Source organism: Streptomyces sp. NPDC041200 (assembly GCF_055591805.1).
In genome coordinates this window covers 35,559-54,569 of record NZ_JBVIZF010000020.1, presented here as the reverse complement: position 1 = coordinate 54,569, position 19,011 = coordinate 35,559, and the positions used below count along the sequence as shown (strand labels likewise).

The window sequence follows — 19,011 nt, the reverse complement described above, 5'->3', positions numbered from 1 at the left end:
CCTTTCCGCACGCTGTCGCGGTTCGGCGGGCCGACGCGGATCGGCGCGCTGCCGCGGGTCCGTGCGCTGCCGCAGGGCGCGTCTCACGACGGGACATCCGGGGCGGCGGGGGCGGTCGGGGGAATCACAGGTGTGCCTCCAAGGCGTCACGGAGCCGGCGCAGCAGCGGGGCGTCGGGTTCGGCGAAGTCGACCGAGGCCGGGCCGAGACGCGGGAGCGGCGGCATCGGGGTGCCGGGCCGGGGCGTCTCGACGCATCCGGCGGCCGCCAGCCGCCGTACGTCGAGCAGCGTGTGGAAGGCGGGACGGCCCAGCGCCCGGGCGATCCCGGCGGGGGTGCGGGTCCCGTCGGCGAGCGCCAGCACCGCGCGCTGACGGCGGGTGACCGGCGGAAGGTGACCGTCCGCCCGGCGCGGCACCACCGGCTCGGTGTCCACCGACGGATACGGCCACACGCTGTCGAGCAGCTTGCCGCGCCGCAGGATCTCCCGCTCGACGGTGACCGCGCCCACCGGGCGCACCGGGCCGAGCCAGTGCGTCGCGCCCCGCTGGAAGCCGCGCGGCCCGCTGCCCGGCCCGAGCGCGAACCAGACCGCGTCGAACAGCGCGCCCAGATGGCAGATCTCCAGCTCCGCGTCGGTCAGCCGCCCGCTGTCCACGAGGAACCGGCCGACCCGCCCGGTGGCGGCCGTGCGCTCCACCGCCTCCCGCCAGCTGTCGGCGGTCAGCCGTCCGCCGGTGGTGAGCAGTACGTCGAGGCCCGGGGCTTTCGGGCTCTCCGCGTGCACGACCTGACCGTCCGCGAGATAGACGGTGCCCGCGTCGCACAGCAGGGCGCCGCTGGCCCGCTCGGCGGCCAGCTCGGTGAGACGGGGCGCGCGGCCGGGTCTCATCAGAGCGCCAGCCGTTGCGACAGGTCGCGCAGCCGCATCCGGGCGAGCGCCAGGTTCCCCTCGCGGCGGTCGAGCCACAGGTAGAAGAAGACCCCGCTGTCGAAGGCGGTGTCGACGAAGCGCAGCAGGTGGTAGCAGGTCCGGGTGGTGACGATGACATCCTCCACGGGCGCCTCCCCGGGCGCCCCGCCGTCGTCGCTTCCCCCACCGGCACCGGCACCCGCGCCCCCGCCGTGGCTCGCACCGTGCGGTTCGAGCGGCGCGAACGCGGACTGTTCGGCGGCCATGCGCGCCAATTCGGCCGTCTCCGCCGCGGTGGCCTCGGGGTCGCCGTGGCGCGTCTCGCCGACCATGCCCAGCGCGAGACCACTGGTCCACTCGATCACGGCCGCGCCGCGCGCGCCGTTCACCGTCATGGCGTCGAGCAGGCATTCGTCGATTCCGGGCATGCGGTCTCCCCTCCTGCGTTGCCCGTGGCGCACCCGGGGGCTCGCCAGTGACGGAGAGGTTACGCACGGTTCAGCGGATGGGGGTCAAATCTGTCGATGGGCCGCAGTCGCGCAGGCCGTGTAGTAGGGTCCGCGGCCCTCCCGGGCCGCCACGGCTCCCTGGCCGCCGGCGGGGGAGCGGCCGGGGTGTGGGTCACCGCCCGGCGCACCGCCCCGGACCAGGCTGTTCGCGCCACACCGCGACCGTTCGTACGTCAGTGCCCCGGGCTGGTGCGGTCGCCGTACTGGCCGGTGCCGCGACCGCGCCGGATCAGCGCGGTGCCGGGCCGGACGTAGCGGGAACAGGCTCTTCTGGGTTACCGCGAGGGAGACGCACCATACGATTGTCCTACGTAGGCATATGACAGATGGATAAGCGCCGGGCGCTTCCCGCTCGCTGAGCTGACCGGATCCCGACGCTCAGTTCTCGTCGCGGTTTTCCTCGCGTACCGTGCCGTGCGACCCCTGCGGCTGGCGCAGCGGGACGACGCCCACACAGCGTCCGTCCCGGTTCAGCAGCCGTCCCATGTGCTTCACCGTGCGCAGCACCACCGAGCGGTCGTCGATGGTCAGATGGGGCACCTGCCGCGCCACATGTGCCTCGAAACCGTGCACATCGCTCATCGCGCGCAGCCAGACATCGATCACCACGTTGTGCGGACCGGCCGTGATCGAGCACGACCGCACCTCCCGCATCCCGGCCAGCACTCCGGTGGTCTCCCGCAGATACCGTGCCGGTACGGACGCGAAGTACACCGCGGACAGCGGCCAGCCGGACAGCGGCCGGGCCAGATCGCAGCGCAGGCTCACCCAGGAGGCCAGCAGCACCCCCAGCCGCCGCCGCACCGTGGTGAGGCCCGCTTCGGCGCCCGCCGCCAAGTCCCGGATGGACATCCGGCCGTCGGTGCTCAGCAACTCCAGCAGTCGCGCGTCCAGGGCGTCCGGGCCCGGGGCGCCGCGAGCCGCTTCCGGCGCGGGGCAGGCCGCCGCCTCCAGCCGGGCGCACTGCGCCGCGTCCAGGCTGCGCAGCCGCCACCGGCTGCCCTCGGTCGGTACGGCCGTCGCCACATGGGTCCGGGTCGCCCGCACCCCCGGCCGCCCCCGGAACAGCACGGTGCTCAGGTGCGCCAGCTCACCGAGGTCCGCCGCCTGCACGGCGGCCACCAGATCCCGACTGCCCGCCGTGAGCTTGACGTTCGCCACCGCCGGGTCGGCGGCAAGCGCCTCGGCCACCTCCTCGCCGACCCCCGGCTCGGAGTCGATCTCCACCACGGCGGTCACCACGATGCGCGCGTCGGACAGCCGCGGATAGGCGGTCACCCAGGCCAGGCCCGCGTCCTCCAGCCGGTGCCAGCGCCGCGCGGCCGTCACCGGGTTCACGCCGAGGACATCGCCGACCAGCGTCCATGGCGCCCTGGGGTGGATTTGCAGGGCGTGCACCACCCCCCGGTCCAGTTCGTCCAGCTCGTCCGGCGGGTGCCCGGCGGAAAACTGCGTGTCCATGGGCGGCTGATTCCTGCGCGTCGTGGCCGATTCTCGATGGAATGCTGCACCGTAGCACGCGGCTAACACACCAGCCCAACACTGCTCCTACCTGTTTCCGTATGCGAGGAGTGAATCCGATCCATGAAGGATCAGCTGGCACCTGACACCGTCCGGACCGCGCTGCGCATCGAGAACGCGACGCTCATCGACGGCACCGGAGCGTCCCCCGTGGCCGACGCCGTCGTGATCAGCGACGCCGAGGGCACCCTCACCTACGCCGGACCCGCCGCGGACGCGCCCCCCGCGCCCGGCGGTGACCCGGCCGGGCACCGCGTCATCGACGCCGGGGGGCGCACGGTCCTCCCCGGCTTCTTCGACTGCCACACCCACCTCGCCTACGCGCACTCCTCCCCGCCCGGCCGCCGCGGCGAACTCGACCCGGTGCTGGTCACGTTCGACAGCGCCACGCGCATGCGGCAGACCCTGGACGCGGGCATCACCAGCGCCCGCGACCTGGGCGGACTCTCCGCGGGCTACCGCACCGCGGTGGAGACCGGACGGATCACCGGCCCCCGGCTGCACACCGCCGTACGGATCATCAGCCACACCGGCGGCCACGCCGACGTCCGCCTGCCCGACGGCACCGACCTCAGCGGCGGCGAGATGTCCGAGATCGCCGACACCGTGGACGAATCCCGACTCGCCGTCCGCAGGGTGCTGCGCGCGGGCGCCGACCTGGTCAAGATCTGCGCCACCGGCGGCATGGGCAGCCCCTACGACCAGCCCGAGGACGAAGGGCTGCTGGAGGACGAGATCCGGGCCGTCGTGGACGAGTGCCGACGCCACGGAGGCAAGCCCGTCGCCGCCCACGCCCAGGGCACCGCGGGCATCCTCAACGCCCTGCGCGGCGGCGTCACCAGCATCGAGCACGGCTACGGCCTGAACGACCAGGCCCTGGAGATGGCGGGGGAGCGCGGCACCTTCGTCGTACCGACCCTGTCCACCGTGTACGCGGGCATCAACAAGGACACCATGGCGCCGTTCCACTACCAGAAGAAGGTCCGCTGGTCCGGCATCACCAAGGAGAACATCGCCCGCGCCATCGAGCAGGGCGCCCGCATCGCGCTCGGCACCGACGCCGCCGTGTGCCCGCACGGCCAGAACCTGATGGAGCTGAGCTACCTGGTGGACCTGGGCATGGACCCCATGGCCGCCATCGTCGCCGGCACCCGCACCGCCGCCGAACTCCTCGGCGTGGACGACCGGCTCGGCACCCTGACCGCCGGCCGCACCGCCGACCTGATCCTGTGCGACGGTGATCCGCTCACCGACATCGGCGTCCTCGGCGATCCCGCCAGCGTCGTGTGCGTCGTCCAGGACGGCACGGTCAAGAAGGACCTCCTGCTCCCAACAGACCCGAGGGGAGAGCGACCCTGATGGCATCGCTGACCGGAATACCCGCGCAGAACGGCAAGCCCCCGGACAACGGTCGGCCCCGTGGGATCGACCGGGTGCTCTCCCTCATCGAGCGGGCGGGGAACGCCCTGCCCAACCCCGTGGTCCTGTTCGCCGGGCTCTTCGCGCTGCTGGCCGTCGTCTCCACCGCCCTCGCCGCCGCGAGCGTCTCGGTGAAGGTCCCCGGCACCGACGACACCAAGAACATCGAGGGACTGCTCACCGGCACCGGGCTGCGCTGGCTGCTGGAGAACCTGATCCCCAACTTCGCCACGTTCCCGCCCATCGGCGCCGTCGTGGTCCTGATCATGGTGGTCGGGCTCGCGGAGAAGACCGGCCTGCTGGAGACGGTGATGCGGGCCACCCTGGCCCGCATACCGCGCGCCGCCCTCCCGTACGCGGTGGCGCTCATCGCCAGCCAGGCACACATGATGAGCGACGTCGGGGCCATCGTGCTCCCACCGCTGGCCGCCATGGTCTTCAGGAGCGCCGGACGCCACCCCGTGGCGGGTCTCATCGGCGGCTTCGCCTGCGTCACCGCGGGCTACGCGGCCGGGTTCACCATCGGCTCCCTCGACGCCCTCTACGTCGGGATCACCCAGCAGGCGGCCGCGGTGCTGCCCGCCGCCGAGGGTCTCCACATCCACCTGCTCATCAATTACTTCTTCACCGCCTCCAGCAGCATCGTGCTCGCGCTGCTCGGCGGATTCCTCATCAGCCGCGTCCTGGAGCCGCGCCTCGGTCCGTACGAGGGCACCTACGAGCCGGCCGACGGTGAGTCCGGGCAGGAGGACCTGACCCTCACCCCGGTCCAGCGCCGCGGCCTGGTGGCCACCTGTCTCGTCGTCGTCGGCTACCTGGCCGTGGTCCTCGCGCTCTGGCTGCCGCCCGGGGCCCCGCTGCGCGGCAAGGGCGGGGCCTTCGTGCCCTCGCCCGTGCTGGACGGCATCGTCCCGGTGCTGTTCTTCGCGTTCCTGCTCGCCGGGATCACCTACGGCTTCACGGTCAGGAAGCTCAGCGGTGCGGACGACGTGGTCACGGCCATGACCGACTCGATGAAGAACATGTCCGGCTACCTCGTCATGATGTTCTTCGCCGCCCAGGTCATCGCGCTGTTCACCTGGTCCAATGTGGGGGTGCTGCTGGCGGTGAAGGCCGCCGCGGTGTTCAAGGCCCTGGGGGTGACGGGCTTCTGGGCGATCATCGCGTTCGTCCTGCTGGCCTCGCTCCTCAACCTCTTCATCCTCTCCGGGTCCGCCCTGTGGTCCCTGGTCGCCCCGGTCTTCCTGCCGGCGTTCATGCTGATGGGCATGAGCCCGGCGCTCAGCCAGGCCGCGTTCCGCATCGGCGACTCCGCCACCGGGGTCATCACGCCGATGAACCCGTACCTCTTCCTCATCCTGGCGATGGTCCGCCAGTACGAACCGGAAGCCCGGCTCGGCACCCTCATCTCCCGGCTCGCCATCTTCGTCGTGCCGTTCATGGCGGTGTGGCTGGCCATCCTGGGGATCTTCTACGGATTCGACCTGCCGCTGGGCCCCGGCGCCTCCATCCATCTGAAGTGAACCGCGAAGGCCCCGGGCAGCGGCCCGGGGCCTTGCGCAGCCTGGCCGTCAGGGGGTGAGGACATGCGTCCCCAGCAGGCCGAACAGCAGGACGCCCACGGCGACGCGGTAGATCACGAAGGCGTTGAAGGAGTGCTTGGCGACGAACCTGAGCAGCCAGGCGATCGACCCGTACGCCACGACGAACGACACCACCGTGCCCACCGCCAGCGGCGCCGCCGCGACGCCGCCGCCGAGCGCGTCCTTCAGCTCGTACAGCCCCGCGCCCGTGAGGGCGGGGAGACCGAGGAAGAACGACAGCCGGGTGGCGGCCAGCCGGTCCAGGTCCAGGATCAGCCCGGTGGACATCGTCGCGCCGGAGCGGGAGAAGCCGGGGAAGAGCAGGGCGAGGATCTGCGAGCCGCCGACCAGCATGGCGTCCTTGAGCGAGGTGTCGTCCTCGCCGCGCTTGTGGCGGCCCAGGCGGTCGGCCGCCCACATCAGCCCGCTGCCCACGATCAGCGATCCGGCCACCACCCACAGGGACGCCAGCGCCCCCTCGATCAGCGGCTTGGCGGCGAGTCCGACGGCCACCACGGGGAGGGTGGCGTAGATGACCCACCAGGCGAACTTGTAGTCGTGCCGCTGGCGCTGCTCCCGGTCGATGATGCCCCGGCCCCAGGCGCGTGCGAAGCGGACGATGTCCCTGAAGAAGTAGAGCAGCACCGCGGCGATGGCGCCCACCTGGATGACCGCGGTGAAGGCGACGACGGCCTTGTCGTCCACCGGGATGTCCATCAGCCCCTCGGTGATCTTGAGGTGGCCGGTGGAGGAGACGGGCAGGAACTCGGTCACCCCCTCGACGACGCCGAGGACCACGGCCTGGCCGATGCTGATCGTGCTCAATGGAGCCATCCCTGTGCCGGAGACATGTCCCTTTTTGTAGCACGGTGGCCTTTGTGTCACGGCCCGCCGGTACGCGATCCGAGCGCGTACCGGCGGGCCGTGAGCCGTCCGGGGACCGGCCCCGTCAGCTGGTCAGGTTGATGATCAGCGGCAGCGAGACGAACGCCAGCAGGATGCTGATGATCACCGACGAGGCGATGCGGTGCTCCTCGCTCTTGACGTGCTGTGACGCGAGCATCATCGGCACCGGGGAGACGGGGAACGCCAGGATCAGGGCCGTTTGCGCGGCGACCTCGTGGCTGGTCAGCAGCAGGCCGATGCCGTAGGTGCTGAGCGGCAGCACGACCACGCTGGTCAGCGCGATCGCGATGGAGCCCGGGCTCAGCTGGGGCACGCCGACGCGGGCGAGGGTGACGCCCACCGACAGCAGCGCCACACCCGAGGAGGCCTGGCCCACCAGCGACAGCGAGTTCTCGATCATCTCGGGCGGACGCACCCCGATCAGCGCGATGACCAGCCCGAGCAGCGGGGCCCAGGCGAACGGCTTGCGCAGCGGCTGCAGAACCTTCACCCAGGTGGGGACGGTCTTGGCCGCCGGTGCCGCGGACCCGGGCTCGTCGTCCCGCTCCTCCTCGGCCGCGGCCGGCCCGCCGCCCGCGGACACCAGGACGTGCGAGGGCGCGGGGGCCGACGCGGTGGCTTCCGCGGCGTGCGGGCGGTCGAGGTTGAGCAGGATCAGCACGAGGGGGTCGAGGAGGACGTTGACGAGGATGCCCGCGATGGCGATCGGGATCGCGGCCTCGGCGTCGCCGAACAGGTTGCCCAGGATCGTGACGCCCATGAAGGCGTACTGCGGCTGGACGGAGGCGAGCGCCAGGATCGACGCCCGCTCGAGCGATAGCCGCCCGATGACGCGCAGGCCCAGCAGGATCAGTCCGAACAGGCCGAGCAACCCGAGGGCGAGCATCCCCACCAGGGGGCCCTGGCTCAGCAGGATGTGGCGCGGGGTGTTCGCGATGCCCAGGAAGAGGGACGCCGGGAGGGCGAACTCCATCGTGAGCACCCGGAGCGCGTCCGCGCGCTCGCCGCCGAACGACGTGCCCCGCCCGGCCCCGTAACCGAGGGCGATCACGAGGAAGACGGGCACGACGATGGTGAAAATGTGCGAAAAAGCCATGGTCTTGTCCCTTGGTCAGCCGGTGTGTACGAGTCGTCAGACCGGCTGGATCGGGCGGTAGACCGGGCTCCACATGGCCTCGTGGACCGTGCGGTCGAGCTGATCGTCGGCGATGGGCGTACGGGCCACCCCGTCGTGCGCGGCGGCGCGGGCGACGGCCGCGGCGACCGCGGCGGAGGTCTCGCGCAGCTGGTCGACCAGCGGGAGGATCGGGGCTCCGGGGGTGCCGGGGTCGATCATCTCGGCGATCCGCTCGGCGGCGGCGAGCAGCATGCCGTCGGTGATCCGGGTGGCGTGCGCGACGATCGCGCCGAGGCCCAGGCCGGGGAAGACCAGGGCGTTGTTGGCCTGCCCGATGACGTGGGTGACCCCCTCGTGGGGCACCGGGGCGAAGGGGCTGCCGGTGGCGATCAGGGCCCGTCCGCCGGTCCACCGGACCAGGTCCTCGGGCTTGGCCTCGGCCAGCGGAGTCGGGTTGGACATCGGGAGGATGACGGGCCGCTCGGCGTGGGCGGCCATCTCACGGACGATCTCCTCGGTGAAGGCGCCGCCCTGGCCCGAGGTGCCGATGAGGATGGTCGGCTGTGCGCGGCGGACCACCTCGGCGAGCGCGATGCCGCCGACCTGCTCGTCGCGGTGCCAGTCGGCGACGTCGGCCGCCCGGCGGGCGTAGCGCCGCCGGTGGTGGTCGAGCCCCTCGGCGTCATCGGTGATCAGGCCGTACCGGTCGATGCACCAGAACCGGTCGGAGGCCTCCTGCGGGTCGAGCCCGTCGGCGATCAGGGCGTCGCGCAGCTGATCGGCGATGCCGAGCCCGGCCGAGCCCGCGCCGAAGATCACGATGCGGTGGTCGCGCAGCGGCGTACCGGTGACCCGGGCACCGGAGAGGACGGCGGCCAGGTTGACGGCACCCGTGCCCTGGATGTCGTCGTTGAAGGTGAGCGCCTTGTCGCCGTAACTGTCGATAATGCGCCGGGCGTTGCCGGACCCGAAGTCCTCCCAGTGCAGCAGCGCGTCGGGGAAGACCCGGCCGACGGCGGCGATGTACTCGGCGATGAAGGCGTCGTACTTCTCGCGGTCCACGCGCGGGTGACGGTTGCCCAGGTAGAGCGGGTCGTCCAGGAGTTCCTGGCGGTTGGTACCGGCGTCCAGGACGACCGGGAGCGCACGGGCCGGGTCGATTCCGGCGGCGGCGGTGTACACGGCGAGCTTGCCGATGCAGATGTCCATGCCGCCGACGCCCCAGTCGCCGATGCCGAGGATGGCCTCGCCGTCGGTGGCGACGAGCAGGTCCACGTCCTCGGGGCCGAGGCCGCTGGCGCGCAGCGAGCGCTCGATGTCCTGCGGGGCGTCGACCGAGAGGTAGACGCCGCGGGAGCGGCGGTACTCATGGCTGTAGCGCTGGATCGCGGTGCCGACGGTGGGGGTGTACACGATCGGCAGCATTTCGCTGAGATGCTCGCCGAGCAGGTGGTAGAACAGCACCTCGTTGCGGTCCTGGAGGGACCGCAGGTACACGTTCTTGTCCAGGTCGGTGGCCTTGGCCCGGTACTGGGCGTAGGCGCGGGTGGCCTGCTGCTCCAGGGTCATGACCTGGGCGGGGATGAGGCCGGTCAGTCCGAGGGCGTCGCGCTCGGACTCGGTGAACGCCGTGCCCCGGTTGAGCCGCGGGTCGCTGAGGATGGCGCGCCCTCGCGAGGTGGTTTCCCAGGTGTGGCCGGTCGGGCTCCACCGGGTCGCCGCGGCTGCGGAAGAGGCCGGATCGGACGCCTCCGCTTCGGGTAGATCGCTCTTCATGGGTACTGCTTCCTCACTGGTTGTGCTTCGCGGCGGTTCACACCGCTAAAAATCACGGTACCAAGAGGTTGAAACGCGGACCTTTAGGGGGTGGTGGTATGCGCGCTGGTCAGGGGTGTTGACCTGGTGTGGCGGCGGGCCCACCGGGCCGCGATGAGTGTACACACCATCAATTGGAGCTGGTGGAAGAGCATCAGCGGCAGGATCACCGGACCCGCCGATTCCCCGAACAGCACCGCGGCCATCGGCAGCCCGGTGGCGAGGCTCTTGTTGGAGCCGCAGAAGACGATGGTGACCCGGTCCTCCCGGCTGAAGCCGAGGCGCCGCGCGGCCCAGGACGTTGTGACGAGGGCCACCGCCAGCAGGGTCGCGGCCAGGCTCAGCAGGGCGAGCAGCCGTCCCGGAGTGATCTGCCGCCAGACACCCTCCGTCATCCCCCGGCTGAAGGCCGTGTAGACGACGAGCAGGATCGCGCCGCGGTCCAGCGGACCGAGCGCCCGTCGGTGACGGAGGGTGAACCCCCCGATCCAGCGGCGCAGACATTGTCCGGCGGCGAAGGGCAGCAGCAGCTGGGTGGCGATATTCAGCAGACCGTCGGCCGAGAAGCCGACGGAGGAGCCGATGAACCAGGCCGCCAGCAACGGTGTGAGGACCATCCCGGCCAGGCTGGAGTACGTACCGGCGCAGATGGCTGCCGGGACGTTCCCCCGGGCCGTGGAGGTGAGGGCGATGGAGGACTGGACGGTCGAGGGGACGACGCACAGGAAGAGCACGCCGGTGTAGAGCCGGTCGGTGAGCAGAAACGGGGCCAGACCGCCCGCGGCCAGCCCCAGCAGCGGGAACAGGACGAAGGTGCTCGCACCCACCACGAGGTGGAGCTTCCACTGCCGCAGGCCGTGCACCGCCTCCCGGGTGGACAGCCGGGCGCCGTACAGGAAGAAGAGCAGCCCGATGGCGAGGTCCGCGGCACCCCCGACCGCCCCGGCCGCCCGCCCGGAGGCGGGCAGCAGCGCCGCGAGCGCGACCGTGCCGAGGAGGGCGGCGACGTACGGGTCGACCGCCTTCCTCAGCCGGCCCGGCCGTGACCTTGGCCATGGCCAGGACAGCGACTTCACGTCAATCACCGCTTTCGCTTTCGCTTTCGTGATCACTGCCTGCCGTGCCCGCGCTGAGGAGCAGGGCGTTGAGGGTGCGGTCGATCTCCAGCCAGGAGTCCGCGAAGGAGTTGTCGATGACCACCAGGCCGATGTGCGACCCGGCGACCGGCGTGGGCTCCTCCGGCTCCTCGCCGGGCGCGACCGGGCACGGAGCGGATGCGGCGGATGCGGCGGCCCACGCGGTCTGGCCGCCGCACAGCACGCCCGCGGTGGCCGCGAGGACGATTCCGGTGGCGGACGCCCGGGTAAAGCCGCTCTCTTTTCCCGGCTTTCGGTGACGTCCGGTACCGGACCGGAAAGGCAGGGGCGGGAAAGGCGGGGGCGATACGGAACGGAATCCGCGGGTCATACCGCGGCCGGATGGTGATCCTGGTGATGCCTGCTGATGTTCCCCTCCAGCAGTTCCGTGGATCCCTTCACGCCGACGCAGTCGGTTTCCCGGGTATCCGGCAGTCGGCCGTCCGCCATTTTCAGGTCGACCAGCGCACCCTCGATCGCACCGTGCGCGGCGAAAAGGCACGGGGTGCTGTAGATCGCGACATCGACGCCGAGATCCGTCAGCTCGGAAAGCGAAAGCCGGGGTGATTTCCCGCCCGCGATCTGATTGAACAGCAGCGGCTTGTCGCCGACGACCGTACGGATCCGGCGGATCCACTCGACGCTGCGCACCCCGTCGACGAGCACCACATCCGCGTCGGTCTCCGCCAGCGCGGCGGCCCGCCGCATGATCTCCGCCTCCTCGGTGGCGTCCGTGCGCGCCACCACGAGCAGGTCCTTCCTGCTGCTCAGCACCAGGTTGAGCTTCTCCAGGTACTCGTCGAGCGGCAGCACCAGCTTCCCGTCCGCGTGTCCGCACCGGCGCGGCCGCTTCTGGTCCTCCAGGATCACCCCGGACGCGCCGCCGCGCTCCAGCCGCTGCACCACATGGCAGGCGACCTCGGGGTCCACATAGCCGTCGTCGATGTCCACGAGCAGATGGTGCCCGGGGAACGCCAGCCGCAGCCGCTCCACGAAGTTCACCATGTCCGGCCAGGCGATGAATCCGATGTCGGGCAGCCCGTAATACGAAGCGGCGAATCCGAAACCGGAGACGAAGAAGCCGTTGTAGTGGCGGGCCGCGATCGACGCCGAGTACATGTCGTAGATGCCGATGAGTGGTGTGGTGCGAGGAGACCCGATATCTTCTCGCAAGGCATGGCCATACTCCATGGTCTTCCCTTCGGGTTCGGGACCTTTAGTCGATTCTGGTCCAGGGAAGAATTTGCCGGGACGGCCTTGTGGGGCGGTGGAGAGCACCTTGAGGTGCGGGCGGTGCGGATGAGGCGTCGCCCGCCGGCCCGCCCTACGCCTGGCCCGCCGGGGACAGCAGGGTGCCCAGCGGGCCGAGGTCGAGGTTGAGGTCCTCCATGCGCAGCCCGTGCCGGTCGCACATCTCCTCCATGCGCTGCTGGAGGATCATCAGCGTCATCCCGATCCGCTCCTCCTGCTCCTCCGTCAGGTCCCCCTTGTCGACCCGGTGCAGCGCCTGGCGCTCCATCAGCTGACGCAGCAGCTCGACCACGGTCAGCACGAGCTGGGCCAGATCGCGTTCGACCGAGTCCGGATCCGTGCGCAGACGCTGGGCGGAACGGGAGGGGGCGGGAGTGGCTGACATACGGCAGGAGTCCTTCCGGTCAGAGCAGCGACGGAGCCGGGTGTTCGGCGTCGACGGGGGCGATCACCGCGCGCAGGTCGATCCGTACGAGATCGACGTCCGCGATGGACAGCACGAGGTCCCCGGCCAGCACGACCCCGCCCTGGAGCAGCCGGTCGAGGATGTCGATCAGGGCGACCTCGCGGCCCGCGAGGGCCCGGGCGTCCTCCTCGTCTAGCGCGGTGCTCACGCGGACTCCCGGTGGGCGGCCGGGGCGGGCGGCAGGGCGAACGAGTACGGCGCCCAAGGGCCGGTCACCTCGACCCGCACCCCCTCCTGGCCCCCGGCGGCGGCCAGGACGCGGGCGCGGAAGTCCTCGGCACGGTCGGCGGGCACCAGATACGCGTCGTTGGCGATGTTCTCGCCGCCTTCCGCCTTCGCCAGCTCGCCGCGCTGCGGCCGGTGGGCGACCCGCTCGACGGCGATCTCCCCGGCCTCGTCGGCGATGCGCGCGGCTGTCCGCACCGCGGCCTGCCAGGCGTCCTCGGCACCGCGCCGCCGCTTGCGGCGCGCGGCGAGATAGGCCCGGCCCGGGCTGAGCCCGGCGTCCCCCGCGTCGCTCTCCGGCGCGTCCGCCGTCTCGTCACCCGCACCGGTGACCGTATAGACCTTGACGCCCCATTCGACGCGCCCGGTGAGCCGCTCCAGCAGCGGCAGGAACTCGTTCCGGCGCTCCTGGAGCGTCTGCCGCACCCGGTCCTCGTCCCGGTAGACGGTGGCCAGCCGCAGCGGCAGCACGGCGCCCAGCGGGGCCAGCGCCGCCACCACCCCGTGGTGCCCCCGGGCCAGCGATTCCAGCCGGGGAAGCTCCTCCAGACGCGCCGTGAGCGCCGCTTCCCCGAACTCCTCGGCCGGAACCGGGCCGACCGCCGCGGCGAGGTCCCCGGTCTCCACGAGCCCCACCTGCTCACCAGCCACCCCGCGCAGCGCGGCGACCACCCGCGCGGCCTCGGGGGTGGGGGGCAGCACCGCGTAGGCGTACACCATGTGCTGTGCGATATCGGTCACCCGTCCACGCTCCTGTCGCTCGTGTCACTCGTGTCGCCCGTGTACTGGGGGTGCGCCCGCAGCGCCGCGATCTCGGCGCGCAGCCGTGCGTTCTCCTCGCTGAGGGACCTTTCCGCCTCGCCGTTTTCCACGGCGGGGGTCCGGGCGCGCGAGGACAGCGACGGATCGTGCTCCCACCAGTCGATGCCCATCTCCTTCGCCTTGTCGACGGAGGCGACGAGCAGCCGGAGTTTGATGGTGAGCAGTTCGATATCGAGCAGGTTGATCCGGATGTCACCCGCGATCACCACGCCCTTGTCCAGCACCCGTTCCAGGATGTCGGCCAGCGACGGGGCATCCCGCTGGTCGTACGAGGCGGGCAGGCGCGGCGGGCCCAGCCTGCTCGCTACCGGTTCTGTCATGGTCAGGGGGCTCGTCTCTGCTCGTCGTGCCGTTCCAGCTCTTCCAGCCGGTCCAGCAACTCGTCTTCGCGGCGGTCGTATTCGTCCTCGTCGATCCGCCCGGCCAGCAGGTCCCGCTCCAGCTCGGTGAGGGCGCGCCGGACCGGCGCCGGGTCGTAGTACTCGCGCTCGGCGGCCTCGACCACCTGCTCGGCGACCCAGACGGTCGCGCGCACCGGCGCGAGCGGAAAGGTGAGGAGCCCGGTCAGCAGTCCCACGGCGCCCCCGCCCTCAGGCCACGAAGCTGTACGGGGGCAGCGGGCCGCGCAGCCGGAAGTCGTAGCCGTCCCCGAAACCCCGGGCCAACCGCTCCGCCGCGCGGGAGAACTCCTCGGCGCGCCCCCGCTCCACCAGGAACGAGGCGTTGACGAAGTCGTCCCCCGCCGGGGACGACACGACCTGGCCGCGCGCCATCCCGGACAGGCTGCCGACGACCTGCTCGGCGAGTCTCTGCTGCCGCGCCCCCAGCTGGCGGGCGATCAGCTCGCCGAGGGCCACCCGGTCCTCGTACGAACCACGGCCGTCGCGGGTGCGTTCGTTGAGCCGCCGCGCGTCGTCGGACTCGGTCAGAACCTCCCGCAGCAGATCGTCCTGGGAGCGCGCCGCCTTCAGGTTGAACTCCGCGGTGGCGTCCAGCTCATCGAGACCGCGGACGTACTCGGCGCGCTTGGCGTCCAGCGCCGACCTGACCGCGGCCTCGTCGGGGGCGAGCAGCCCGAACCGCATCGGCAGCACCGCCCCGTCCGCCATCAGCCGCTCCTGGACCTCCTGGTGGGCGGCGAGGTCGCGGCGCTTGGGGCGCAGGGTCTCCGGCGCCGGGCTCACCACGCCCGTCAGCGGGCCACTGGCCACCGCGCGCGGCACGCCGGAGACGCCGCCCACCGTGCGCAGCCCCTCCAGCCGCAGCGGGTGGTCGGAGCGGGTGATCGCGTAGAGGTAGAGATGCATGCTCACTTGTCCTCGTCATCGTCGCCGCCGAACACATTGCCGATGGCGTCGATGGCGCCGCTCAGCGCGCCCTCGGTCTTGCCCCGGGCGCCGCCCTCGACGATGGTGCCGACGATGTCGCTGAGCTTGTCCGGGGCCTTGCGGCCGGATTCCAGGTCGAGGCGGTTGCACGCCTCGGCGAAGCGCAGATACGTGTCCACGCTGGCGATCACGATGCGTATGTCGATCTTCAGGATCTCGATGCCCACGAGGGACACCCGGATGAAGACATCGATGACGAGGCCGCGGTCCAGGATGAGTTCGAGAATGTCGAAAAGGCTTCCGGTCCCTGAACCGGTCGCGGTCGTGGCTGGTACTCCGCCGGTCTGCGTCATGACGGTCACGTGTGGTCGTCCTCTCGCTCGCTCGGTCTGCCCGACTGCTGGTACGAGCGGGAGGGCACCCGTGTTCACCCGTGATCCGGTGGGAAACACGTGTGCCGCACAACGACAAGCGCCCCGCGCCACTGGGACACAGGGGCGCGGGGCGCGGGGCGCGGGCGGATGAGGATCAGCGGGGAAAGGGTGGTTAGCGGCCGCGGTCGAGCTGGCCGCGGGCGTAACGGCGCAGCCTCTCATAGCCCAGGAGCATGCCCTCGAAGTCGAGGGTCACCCGGTACGAGGCCATGATGGTCATGGTGTCCGGCACCCGCTCCAGCTCCACCACCTCCACATCGGCCAGCCATCCGTCCTGGGTCGGCTGCAGCGCGGAGACGGACTCCGGCGCGGTGCCCAGCAACTCGCCGAGCTGCTGGGCCGCGCCACGCATGGCCTGGGCCGCGGGGACTCTGCGCGGCCGGTCGTTCGTCTCCGGGGTGTCCGGATCATTGCTCGTCATGGTCCTACCGTGCCAAGTCCGCGGAGCGCGTGGTGTGCGGATCGCCAAAGCGCGCAACCGGCAGATCCTCCAGCAAGGTGGCCAGCGCGCCGGTGACGAGCGCGCACACCTCGTCCGGATCGGCCTCGGCGAGCGACTCCTTGCCCACGACCACCCGCATCAGACCGATGCCCAGCATCCACGACAGCGCCAGGTCGGCGCGCAGCCCGCGGTCCTCGGCGCTGCTCAGGGAGGCCAGCACCCGGGCGTAGTCGTCCCCCATGCCGCGCACCGCGGTACCGATCTCGTCGCCACTGCCGACCGAGCGCAGCAAGGTGGCCAGCGCACGGTCCTCCCGGGCCCGGTCACCGCCGTGTCCGAGCATGCCGCGCAGCGCGGTCTCGAACAGTTCTCTCGGCGGTGTGGTGTGCAGCTGTTCCTGGCCATCGTGCGCCACCACCTCCCCGAACAGGGCCTTCTTCGAGCCGAAGTAGCGGAACAGCAGCGCCTGGTTCACCCCGGCGCGCTCCGCGATGTCGCGTACGGTGGCCCGTTCGTACCCCCGTTCGGCGAACAGCGCCGACGCCGCCTCCAGCAGCATCCGCCGGGTGCCCCGCGCGTCCCGCCGATGTGTTTCCGGTGTGGTTCCACCCATCATCCACTCCTGTCGTCGGCTGCTCACCCCGCCACTCGCCGCCTTCGACTCTCCGTCGGAGCGTCAGAACACCGGCCGATAGGCGCCGTTGACCGTATCAAGGGGACCCGCCTAGCTTTGTAAGCACGTGCTTACGCCAGGGAGATCACGGTGACCACAGCGGAGACGACACCCATCGCCTATCCCTTCAACCACCCCGACGGCCTGGAGCTGTCCGAGGCCTACGAGGAAGCGCGCCACCGCCCCGGACTGCTCCGGGTGCGCCTGCGATACGGCGAACCCGCGTGGCTGGCCACGCGGTACGCCGATGCCCGGATGGTCCTCGGCGACCGGCGTTTCAGCCGCGCGGAGGCCCTGAACCGGGATACGCCGCGGCAGGGCGAGGGGCGCACGGACGGCGGCATCCTGAGCATGGACCCGCCCGACCACACCCGGCTGCGCACCCTCGTGGCCAAGGCGTTCACCGTCCACCAGGTGGAGAAACTCCGGCCGTACGTGCGGGAGTTGACGCACCAGCTGCTGGACGAGATGGAGGCCGCCGGACCACCCGCCGACCTCGTGGACCGCTACGCGCTGCCCATCCCGGTCGCCGTCATCTGCCGGTTGCTCGGGGTGCCGGAGGAGGACCGGCCGAAGTTCCGGGTGTGGAGCGACGCCGCCCTGTCCACCAGCTCCCTGACCGCGGCGGAGTGGGAGAGCAACCGCGAGGAACTGCGCGCGTACATGGCCCGGTTGGTGCGGGAACACCGGGAAGCCCCGCGCGACGACATCATGACCTCGCTGATCGAGGCGCGGGACGAGGGCGACCGGCTCTCCGAGCTGGAACTCGTCGATCTGTGCGTCGGCATCCTCGTCGCCGGTCACGAGACCACGGCCACCCAGATCCCCAACTTCGTGATGGTGCTGCTCGACCACCCCGAAGAGCTGCGCCGGCTGCGCGAGGAGCCCGAGCTGCTCAAGGGATCCGTCGAGGAGCTGATGCGCTTCGTGCCGCTCGGTGTCGGCGCCTCCCAGGCCCGCTACGCCACCGAGGACGTCGAGGTGGGCGGCACCCTGGTACGGGCCGGGGAACCCGTCCTGGTGGCCGTCGGCTCGGCCAACCGCGACGCGCTGCGCTTCGACGAACCGGGCAGGCTGAACGTGGCCCGGCCCGCCACCCAGCACCTGGGTTTCGGCCACGGGGTGCACCACTGCCTGGGCGCGTCGCTGGCCCGCCTGGAGCTTCAGGAGGCGCTTGGCGCGCTCGTCGGCCGCTTCCCGAACCTGCGTCTGGCCGGGGACGTGGTGTGGAAGGACCAGATGCTGGTTCGGGGGCCGCGGGTCATGCCGGTGGGGTGGTGATCCGGGTGACCTGGAAGGCCGAGATCGACGGCGGCCGGTGCATGGCGTCCGGGATGTGCGCCGGGATCGCGCCCGATCTGTTCGTCCTTGACGAGGAGCGGGCGCGTCCGCTGAGCGAGGAGGTTCCGGAGGAGGAGCGGGTGCTGGACGTGGCGGACTCCTGCCCGGCGCTGGCCATCACCATCCTCGACGGGGATGCGACGGTGGTCGGACCGCGTCCCTGACCGGAGGTGTTACGGAACGACGGGCGGCGCGGAGGACACGGCGGGCGGCGTGGTGACTCCGCCCGCACCGCTCGCGGCCCCCACCCCGGCACCGTTGACCACGTTCGGGTCGAGGCTCTGCTCGCCCCCGTTGTCCGCCGTGCTGACGGCGTTCGGCGGGGGAGTGGGCTTGGACGTGCCGACGATGAACGTGGGCTCGCCCGGGGCGGGCTGGGGCGGCTTGGTGTACTCCGGGCCCTGGGTCGGGGTGGTGGTGATGTCGGCGACGGCGGAGTCGAAGTTGACCATCCCCGTCTTCTCCATCTGGGTGATGTGGTCGAGCACGGTGTTGTTGGCCTGCGACGCGAGCTTGCGCACCAGCGAGTTCTTGCTGGTCTGCCGGATCTTGGCGATGGAGCTGAAGATCTGGCCGTGGGTCACGCGCAGGATGTTCGCGTAGTAGGTGTCGAAGTCCTTGCCGGTCTTCGCGTTCATCGTGTCGATGAAGCTCTGCTGTTGTGGCGTTGGCTTGTTGGGGAGGACGATGCCGAGCTTGGGGGCGATCTCGCGGCTGATGGCGTCGAGCAGCTGATGGCCGTCGAGCAGGTGCTTACCGGCGGTCTTGACCTGCTCCGTCGTCCCCTTCTCAAGTCCGATCTTCCCGGCCGGGTACTCCCACAGCCCGGCCAGCCGCACCTTGACCACGAAGTCCTTGTCGGCCCCGCTGAGCGGCCCGAACTGGTTGTCCGTCATCTTGCTGAGATTCGTGGCGGACTCCTGCGTCAACCCGGTCATCACGGGGGAGACGATCACGGCGAGGGTGACCACTACCGAGCCGATGAGCAGTGAGGTGCCTGTCACAAAGTACCGTGATCGCATGGAGCCTCCTGGCGGGGACCGCTTGTCGTTGTACGGAGCAGGTGTCGCGTCGTGCTGATGTCAGATGATGGCTGACACCAGTGAATAC

The 19,011-nt window shown here is 71.2% G+C and carries 23 protein-coding genes; 4 read left to right on the top strand and 19 right to left on the bottom strand.

Annotation, left to right across the window (positions count from 1 at the left end):
* Positions 1-124 precede the first annotated feature (124 nt).
* The 3 genes from ACZ6CL_RS31220 to ACZ6CL_RS31210 form a co-directional block, all read right to left on the bottom strand.
* The gene (locus tag ACZ6CL_RS31220) at positions 125-892 is read right to left on the bottom strand and encodes a transcriptional regulator (RefSeq protein ID WP_468941744.1); all 768 of its coding nucleotides are present in this window, start codon (positions 890-892) and stop codon (positions 125-127) included.
* Positions 892-1,341 carry a hypothetical protein gene (locus ACZ6CL_RS31215; protein ID WP_468941741.1) on the bottom strand — a complete coding sequence of 150 codons (450 nt, stop codon included), beginning with the start codon at positions 1,339-1,341 and terminating at the stop codon, positions 892-894. The genes ACZ6CL_RS31220 and ACZ6CL_RS31215 overlap by 1 nt, the downstream gene beginning before the upstream one ends.
* Before the next feature lie 459 nt (positions 1,342-1,800).
* Positions 1,801-2,883: an Lrp/AsnC family transcriptional regulator gene (locus ACZ6CL_RS31210; protein ID WP_468941738.1), complete on the bottom strand. Its 1,083-nt coding sequence runs from the start codon at positions 2,881-2,883 to the stop codon at positions 1,801-1,803.
* A gap of 123 nt (positions 2,884-3,006) precedes the next feature.
* Between ACZ6CL_RS31210 and ACZ6CL_RS31205 the strand changes: the two genes are divergently transcribed.
* Both ACZ6CL_RS31205 and ACZ6CL_RS31200 read left to right on the top strand, forming a co-directional pair.
* Entirely contained in the window at positions 3,007-4,302 is a 1,296-nt protein-coding gene (locus tag ACZ6CL_RS31205) for a metal-dependent hydrolase family protein (RefSeq protein WP_468941735.1), read from the top strand.
* Entirely contained in the window at positions 4,302-5,885 is a 1,584-nt protein-coding gene (locus tag ACZ6CL_RS31200) for an AbgT family transporter (RefSeq protein WP_468941732.1), read from the top strand. The genes ACZ6CL_RS31205 and ACZ6CL_RS31200 overlap by 1 nt, the downstream gene beginning before the upstream one ends.
* Before the next feature lie 48 nt (positions 5,886-5,933).
* Here ACZ6CL_RS31200 and ACZ6CL_RS31195 read toward each other — a convergent pair whose 3' ends face one another.
* The 15 genes from ACZ6CL_RS31195 to ACZ6CL_RS31125 form a co-directional block, all read right to left on the bottom strand.
* Positions 5,934-6,770, bottom strand: a complete 837-nt coding sequence (locus ACZ6CL_RS31195; protein WP_468941731.1) for an undecaprenyl-diphosphate phosphatase — start codon at positions 6,768-6,770, stop codon at positions 5,934-5,936.
* Positions 6,771-6,894: 124 nt separating this feature from the next.
* Positions 6,895-7,947: an AEC family transporter gene (locus ACZ6CL_RS31190; protein WP_468941729.1), complete on the bottom strand. Its 1,053-nt coding sequence runs from the start codon at positions 7,945-7,947 to the stop codon at positions 6,895-6,897.
* Positions 7,948-7,983: 36 nt separating this feature from the next.
* A complete protein-coding gene (locus ACZ6CL_RS31185; RefSeq protein ID WP_468941726.1) occupies positions 7,984-9,744 on the bottom strand; it encodes an NAD-dependent malic enzyme in 1,761 nt (586 codons plus the stop codon).
* Between the two features lie 83 nt (positions 9,745-9,827).
* Positions 9,828-10,859, bottom strand: coding sequence for a bile acid:sodium symporter family protein (locus ACZ6CL_RS31180; protein WP_468941872.1), 1,032 nt, complete (start codon positions 10,857-10,859; stop codon positions 9,828-9,830).
* Position 10,860: 1 nt separating this feature from the next.
* Positions 10,861-11,250, bottom strand: coding sequence for a hypothetical protein (locus tag ACZ6CL_RS31175; RefSeq protein WP_468941724.1), 390 nt, complete (start codon positions 11,248-11,250; stop codon positions 10,861-10,863).
* On the bottom strand, positions 11,247-12,110 hold the full coding sequence (locus ACZ6CL_RS31170; protein ID WP_468941721.1) for an isocitrate lyase/PEP mutase family protein: 864 nt from the start codon (positions 12,108-12,110) through the stop codon (positions 11,247-11,249). The genes ACZ6CL_RS31175 and ACZ6CL_RS31170 overlap by 4 nt, the downstream gene beginning before the upstream one ends.
* A 133-nt stretch (positions 12,111-12,243) precedes the next feature.
* Positions 12,244-12,555, bottom strand: coding sequence for a gas vesicle protein K (locus ACZ6CL_RS31165; protein ID WP_468941718.1), 312 nt, complete (start codon positions 12,553-12,555; stop codon positions 12,244-12,246).
* A 19-nt stretch (positions 12,556-12,574) separates the two neighbouring features.
* Complete coding sequence (locus ACZ6CL_RS31160) at positions 12,575-12,784, bottom strand: gas vesicle protein (protein WP_468941715.1); 210 nt, start codon at positions 12,782-12,784, stop codon at positions 12,575-12,577.
* Positions 12,781-13,602: a GvpL/GvpF family gas vesicle protein gene (locus tag ACZ6CL_RS31155; protein WP_468941713.1), complete on the bottom strand. Its 822-nt coding sequence runs from the start codon at positions 13,600-13,602 to the stop codon at positions 12,781-12,783. The genes ACZ6CL_RS31160 and ACZ6CL_RS31155 overlap by 4 nt, the downstream gene beginning before the upstream one ends.
* Positions 13,599-14,003 (bottom strand): gas vesicle protein, encoded by a 405-nt coding sequence (locus ACZ6CL_RS31150; RefSeq protein ID WP_468941711.1) that lies wholly within the window; start codon positions 14,001-14,003, stop codon positions 13,599-13,601. Before ACZ6CL_RS31150 ends, ACZ6CL_RS31155 begins: the two co-directional genes overlap by 4 nt.
* Before the next feature lie 2 nt (positions 14,004-14,005).
* Positions 14,006-14,260 carry a gas vesicle protein GvpG gene (locus ACZ6CL_RS31145; RefSeq protein WP_468941708.1) on the bottom strand — a complete coding sequence of 85 codons (255 nt, stop codon included), beginning with the start codon at positions 14,258-14,260 and terminating at the stop codon, positions 14,006-14,008.
* 13 nt (positions 14,261-14,273) lie between these two features.
* Complete coding sequence (locus ACZ6CL_RS31140; protein WP_468941869.1) at positions 14,274-14,990, bottom strand: GvpL/GvpF family gas vesicle protein; 717 nt, start codon at positions 14,988-14,990, stop codon at positions 14,274-14,276.
* A 2-nt stretch (positions 14,991-14,992) separates the two neighbouring features.
* On the bottom strand, positions 14,993-15,373 hold the full coding sequence (locus ACZ6CL_RS31135; protein ID WP_385441556.1) for a gas vesicle structural protein GvpA: 381 nt from the start codon (positions 15,371-15,373) through the stop codon (positions 14,993-14,995).
* Between the two features lie 184 nt (positions 15,374-15,557).
* Positions 15,558-15,866: a gas vesicle protein GvpO gene (locus ACZ6CL_RS31130; protein WP_450882096.1), complete on the bottom strand. Its 309-nt coding sequence runs from the start codon at positions 15,864-15,866 to the stop codon at positions 15,558-15,560.
* Between the two features lie 4 nt (positions 15,867-15,870).
* Positions 15,871-16,500 carry a TetR/AcrR family transcriptional regulator gene (locus ACZ6CL_RS31125; protein ID WP_468941705.1) on the bottom strand — a complete coding sequence of 210 codons (630 nt, stop codon included), beginning with the start codon at positions 16,498-16,500 and terminating at the stop codon, positions 15,871-15,873.
* Positions 16,501-16,650: 150 nt separating this feature from the next.
* Here ACZ6CL_RS31125 and ACZ6CL_RS31120 point away from each other — a divergent pair, with 150 nt between their 5' ends.
* Positions 16,651-17,841: a cytochrome P450 gene (locus tag ACZ6CL_RS31120; protein WP_468941702.1), complete on the top strand. Its 1,191-nt coding sequence runs from the start codon at positions 16,651-16,653 to the stop codon at positions 17,839-17,841.
* A gap of 5 nt (positions 17,842-17,846) precedes the next feature.
* Entirely contained in the window at positions 17,847-18,065 is a 219-nt protein-coding gene (locus ACZ6CL_RS31115) for a ferredoxin (RefSeq protein WP_468941699.1), read from the top strand.
* Positions 18,066-18,074: 9 nt separating this feature from the next.
* On the opposite strand, the gene ACZ6CL_RS31110 is transcribed toward ACZ6CL_RS31115, so the two are convergent.
* Positions 18,075-18,923: a DUF4142 domain-containing protein gene (locus ACZ6CL_RS31110; protein ID WP_468941696.1), complete on the bottom strand. Its 849-nt coding sequence runs from the start codon at positions 18,921-18,923 to the stop codon at positions 18,075-18,077.
* Between the last annotated feature and the right edge of the window lie 88 nt (positions 18,924-19,011).

Coding starts and splice junctions, on each gene's coding strand:
- ACZ6CL_RS31110 (WP_468941696.1), bottom strand. CDS start 18,923: ATGCGATCACGGTACTTTGTGACAGGCACCTCACTGCTCATCGGCTCG.
- ACZ6CL_RS31215 (WP_468941741.1), bottom strand. CDS start 1,341: ATGCCCGGAATCGACGAATGCCTGCTCGACGCCATGACGGTGAACGGC.
- ACZ6CL_RS31220 (WP_468941744.1), bottom strand. CDS start 892: ATGAGACCCGGCCGCGCGCCCCGTCTCACCGAGCTGGCCGCCGAGCGG.
- ACZ6CL_RS31130 (WP_450882096.1), bottom strand. CDS start 15,866: ATGACGAGCAATGATCCGGACACCCCGGAGACGAACGACCGGCCGCGC.
- ACZ6CL_RS31125 (WP_468941705.1), bottom strand. CDS start 16,500: ATGGGTGGAACCACACCGGAAACACATCGGCGGGACGCGCGGGGCACC.
- ACZ6CL_RS31150 (WP_468941711.1), bottom strand. CDS start 14,003: ATGACAGAACCGGTAGCGAGCAGGCTGGGCCCGCCGCGCCTGCCCGCC.
- ACZ6CL_RS31210 (WP_468941738.1), bottom strand. CDS start 2,883: ATGGACACGCAGTTTTCCGCCGGGCACCCGCCGGACGAGCTGGACGAA.
- ACZ6CL_RS31200 (WP_468941732.1), top strand. CDS start 4,302: ATGGCATCGCTGACCGGAATACCCGCGCAGAACGGCAAGCCCCCGGAC.
- ACZ6CL_RS31190 (WP_468941729.1), bottom strand. CDS start 7,947: ATGGCTTTTTCGCACATTTTCACCATCGTCGTGCCCGTCTTCCTCGTG.
- ACZ6CL_RS31140 (WP_468941869.1), bottom strand. CDS start 14,990: ATGCATCTCTACCTCTACGCGATCACCCGCTCCGACCACCCGCTGCGG.
- ACZ6CL_RS31185 (WP_468941726.1), bottom strand. CDS start 9,744: ATGAAGAGCGATCTACCCGAAGCGGAGGCGTCCGATCCGGCCTCTTCC.
- ACZ6CL_RS31165 (WP_468941718.1), bottom strand. CDS start 12,555: ATGTCAGCCACTCCCGCCCCCTCCCGTTCCGCCCAGCGTCTGCGCACG.
- ACZ6CL_RS31170 (WP_468941721.1), bottom strand. CDS start 12,110: ATGGAGTATGGCCATGCCTTGCGAGAAGATATCGGGTCTCCTCGCACC.
- ACZ6CL_RS31175 (WP_468941724.1), bottom strand. CDS start 11,250: ATGACCCGCGGATTCCGTTCCGTATCGCCCCCGCCTTTCCCGCCCCTG.
- ACZ6CL_RS31205 (WP_468941735.1), top strand. CDS start 3,007: ATGAAGGATCAGCTGGCACCTGACACCGTCCGGACCGCGCTGCGCATC.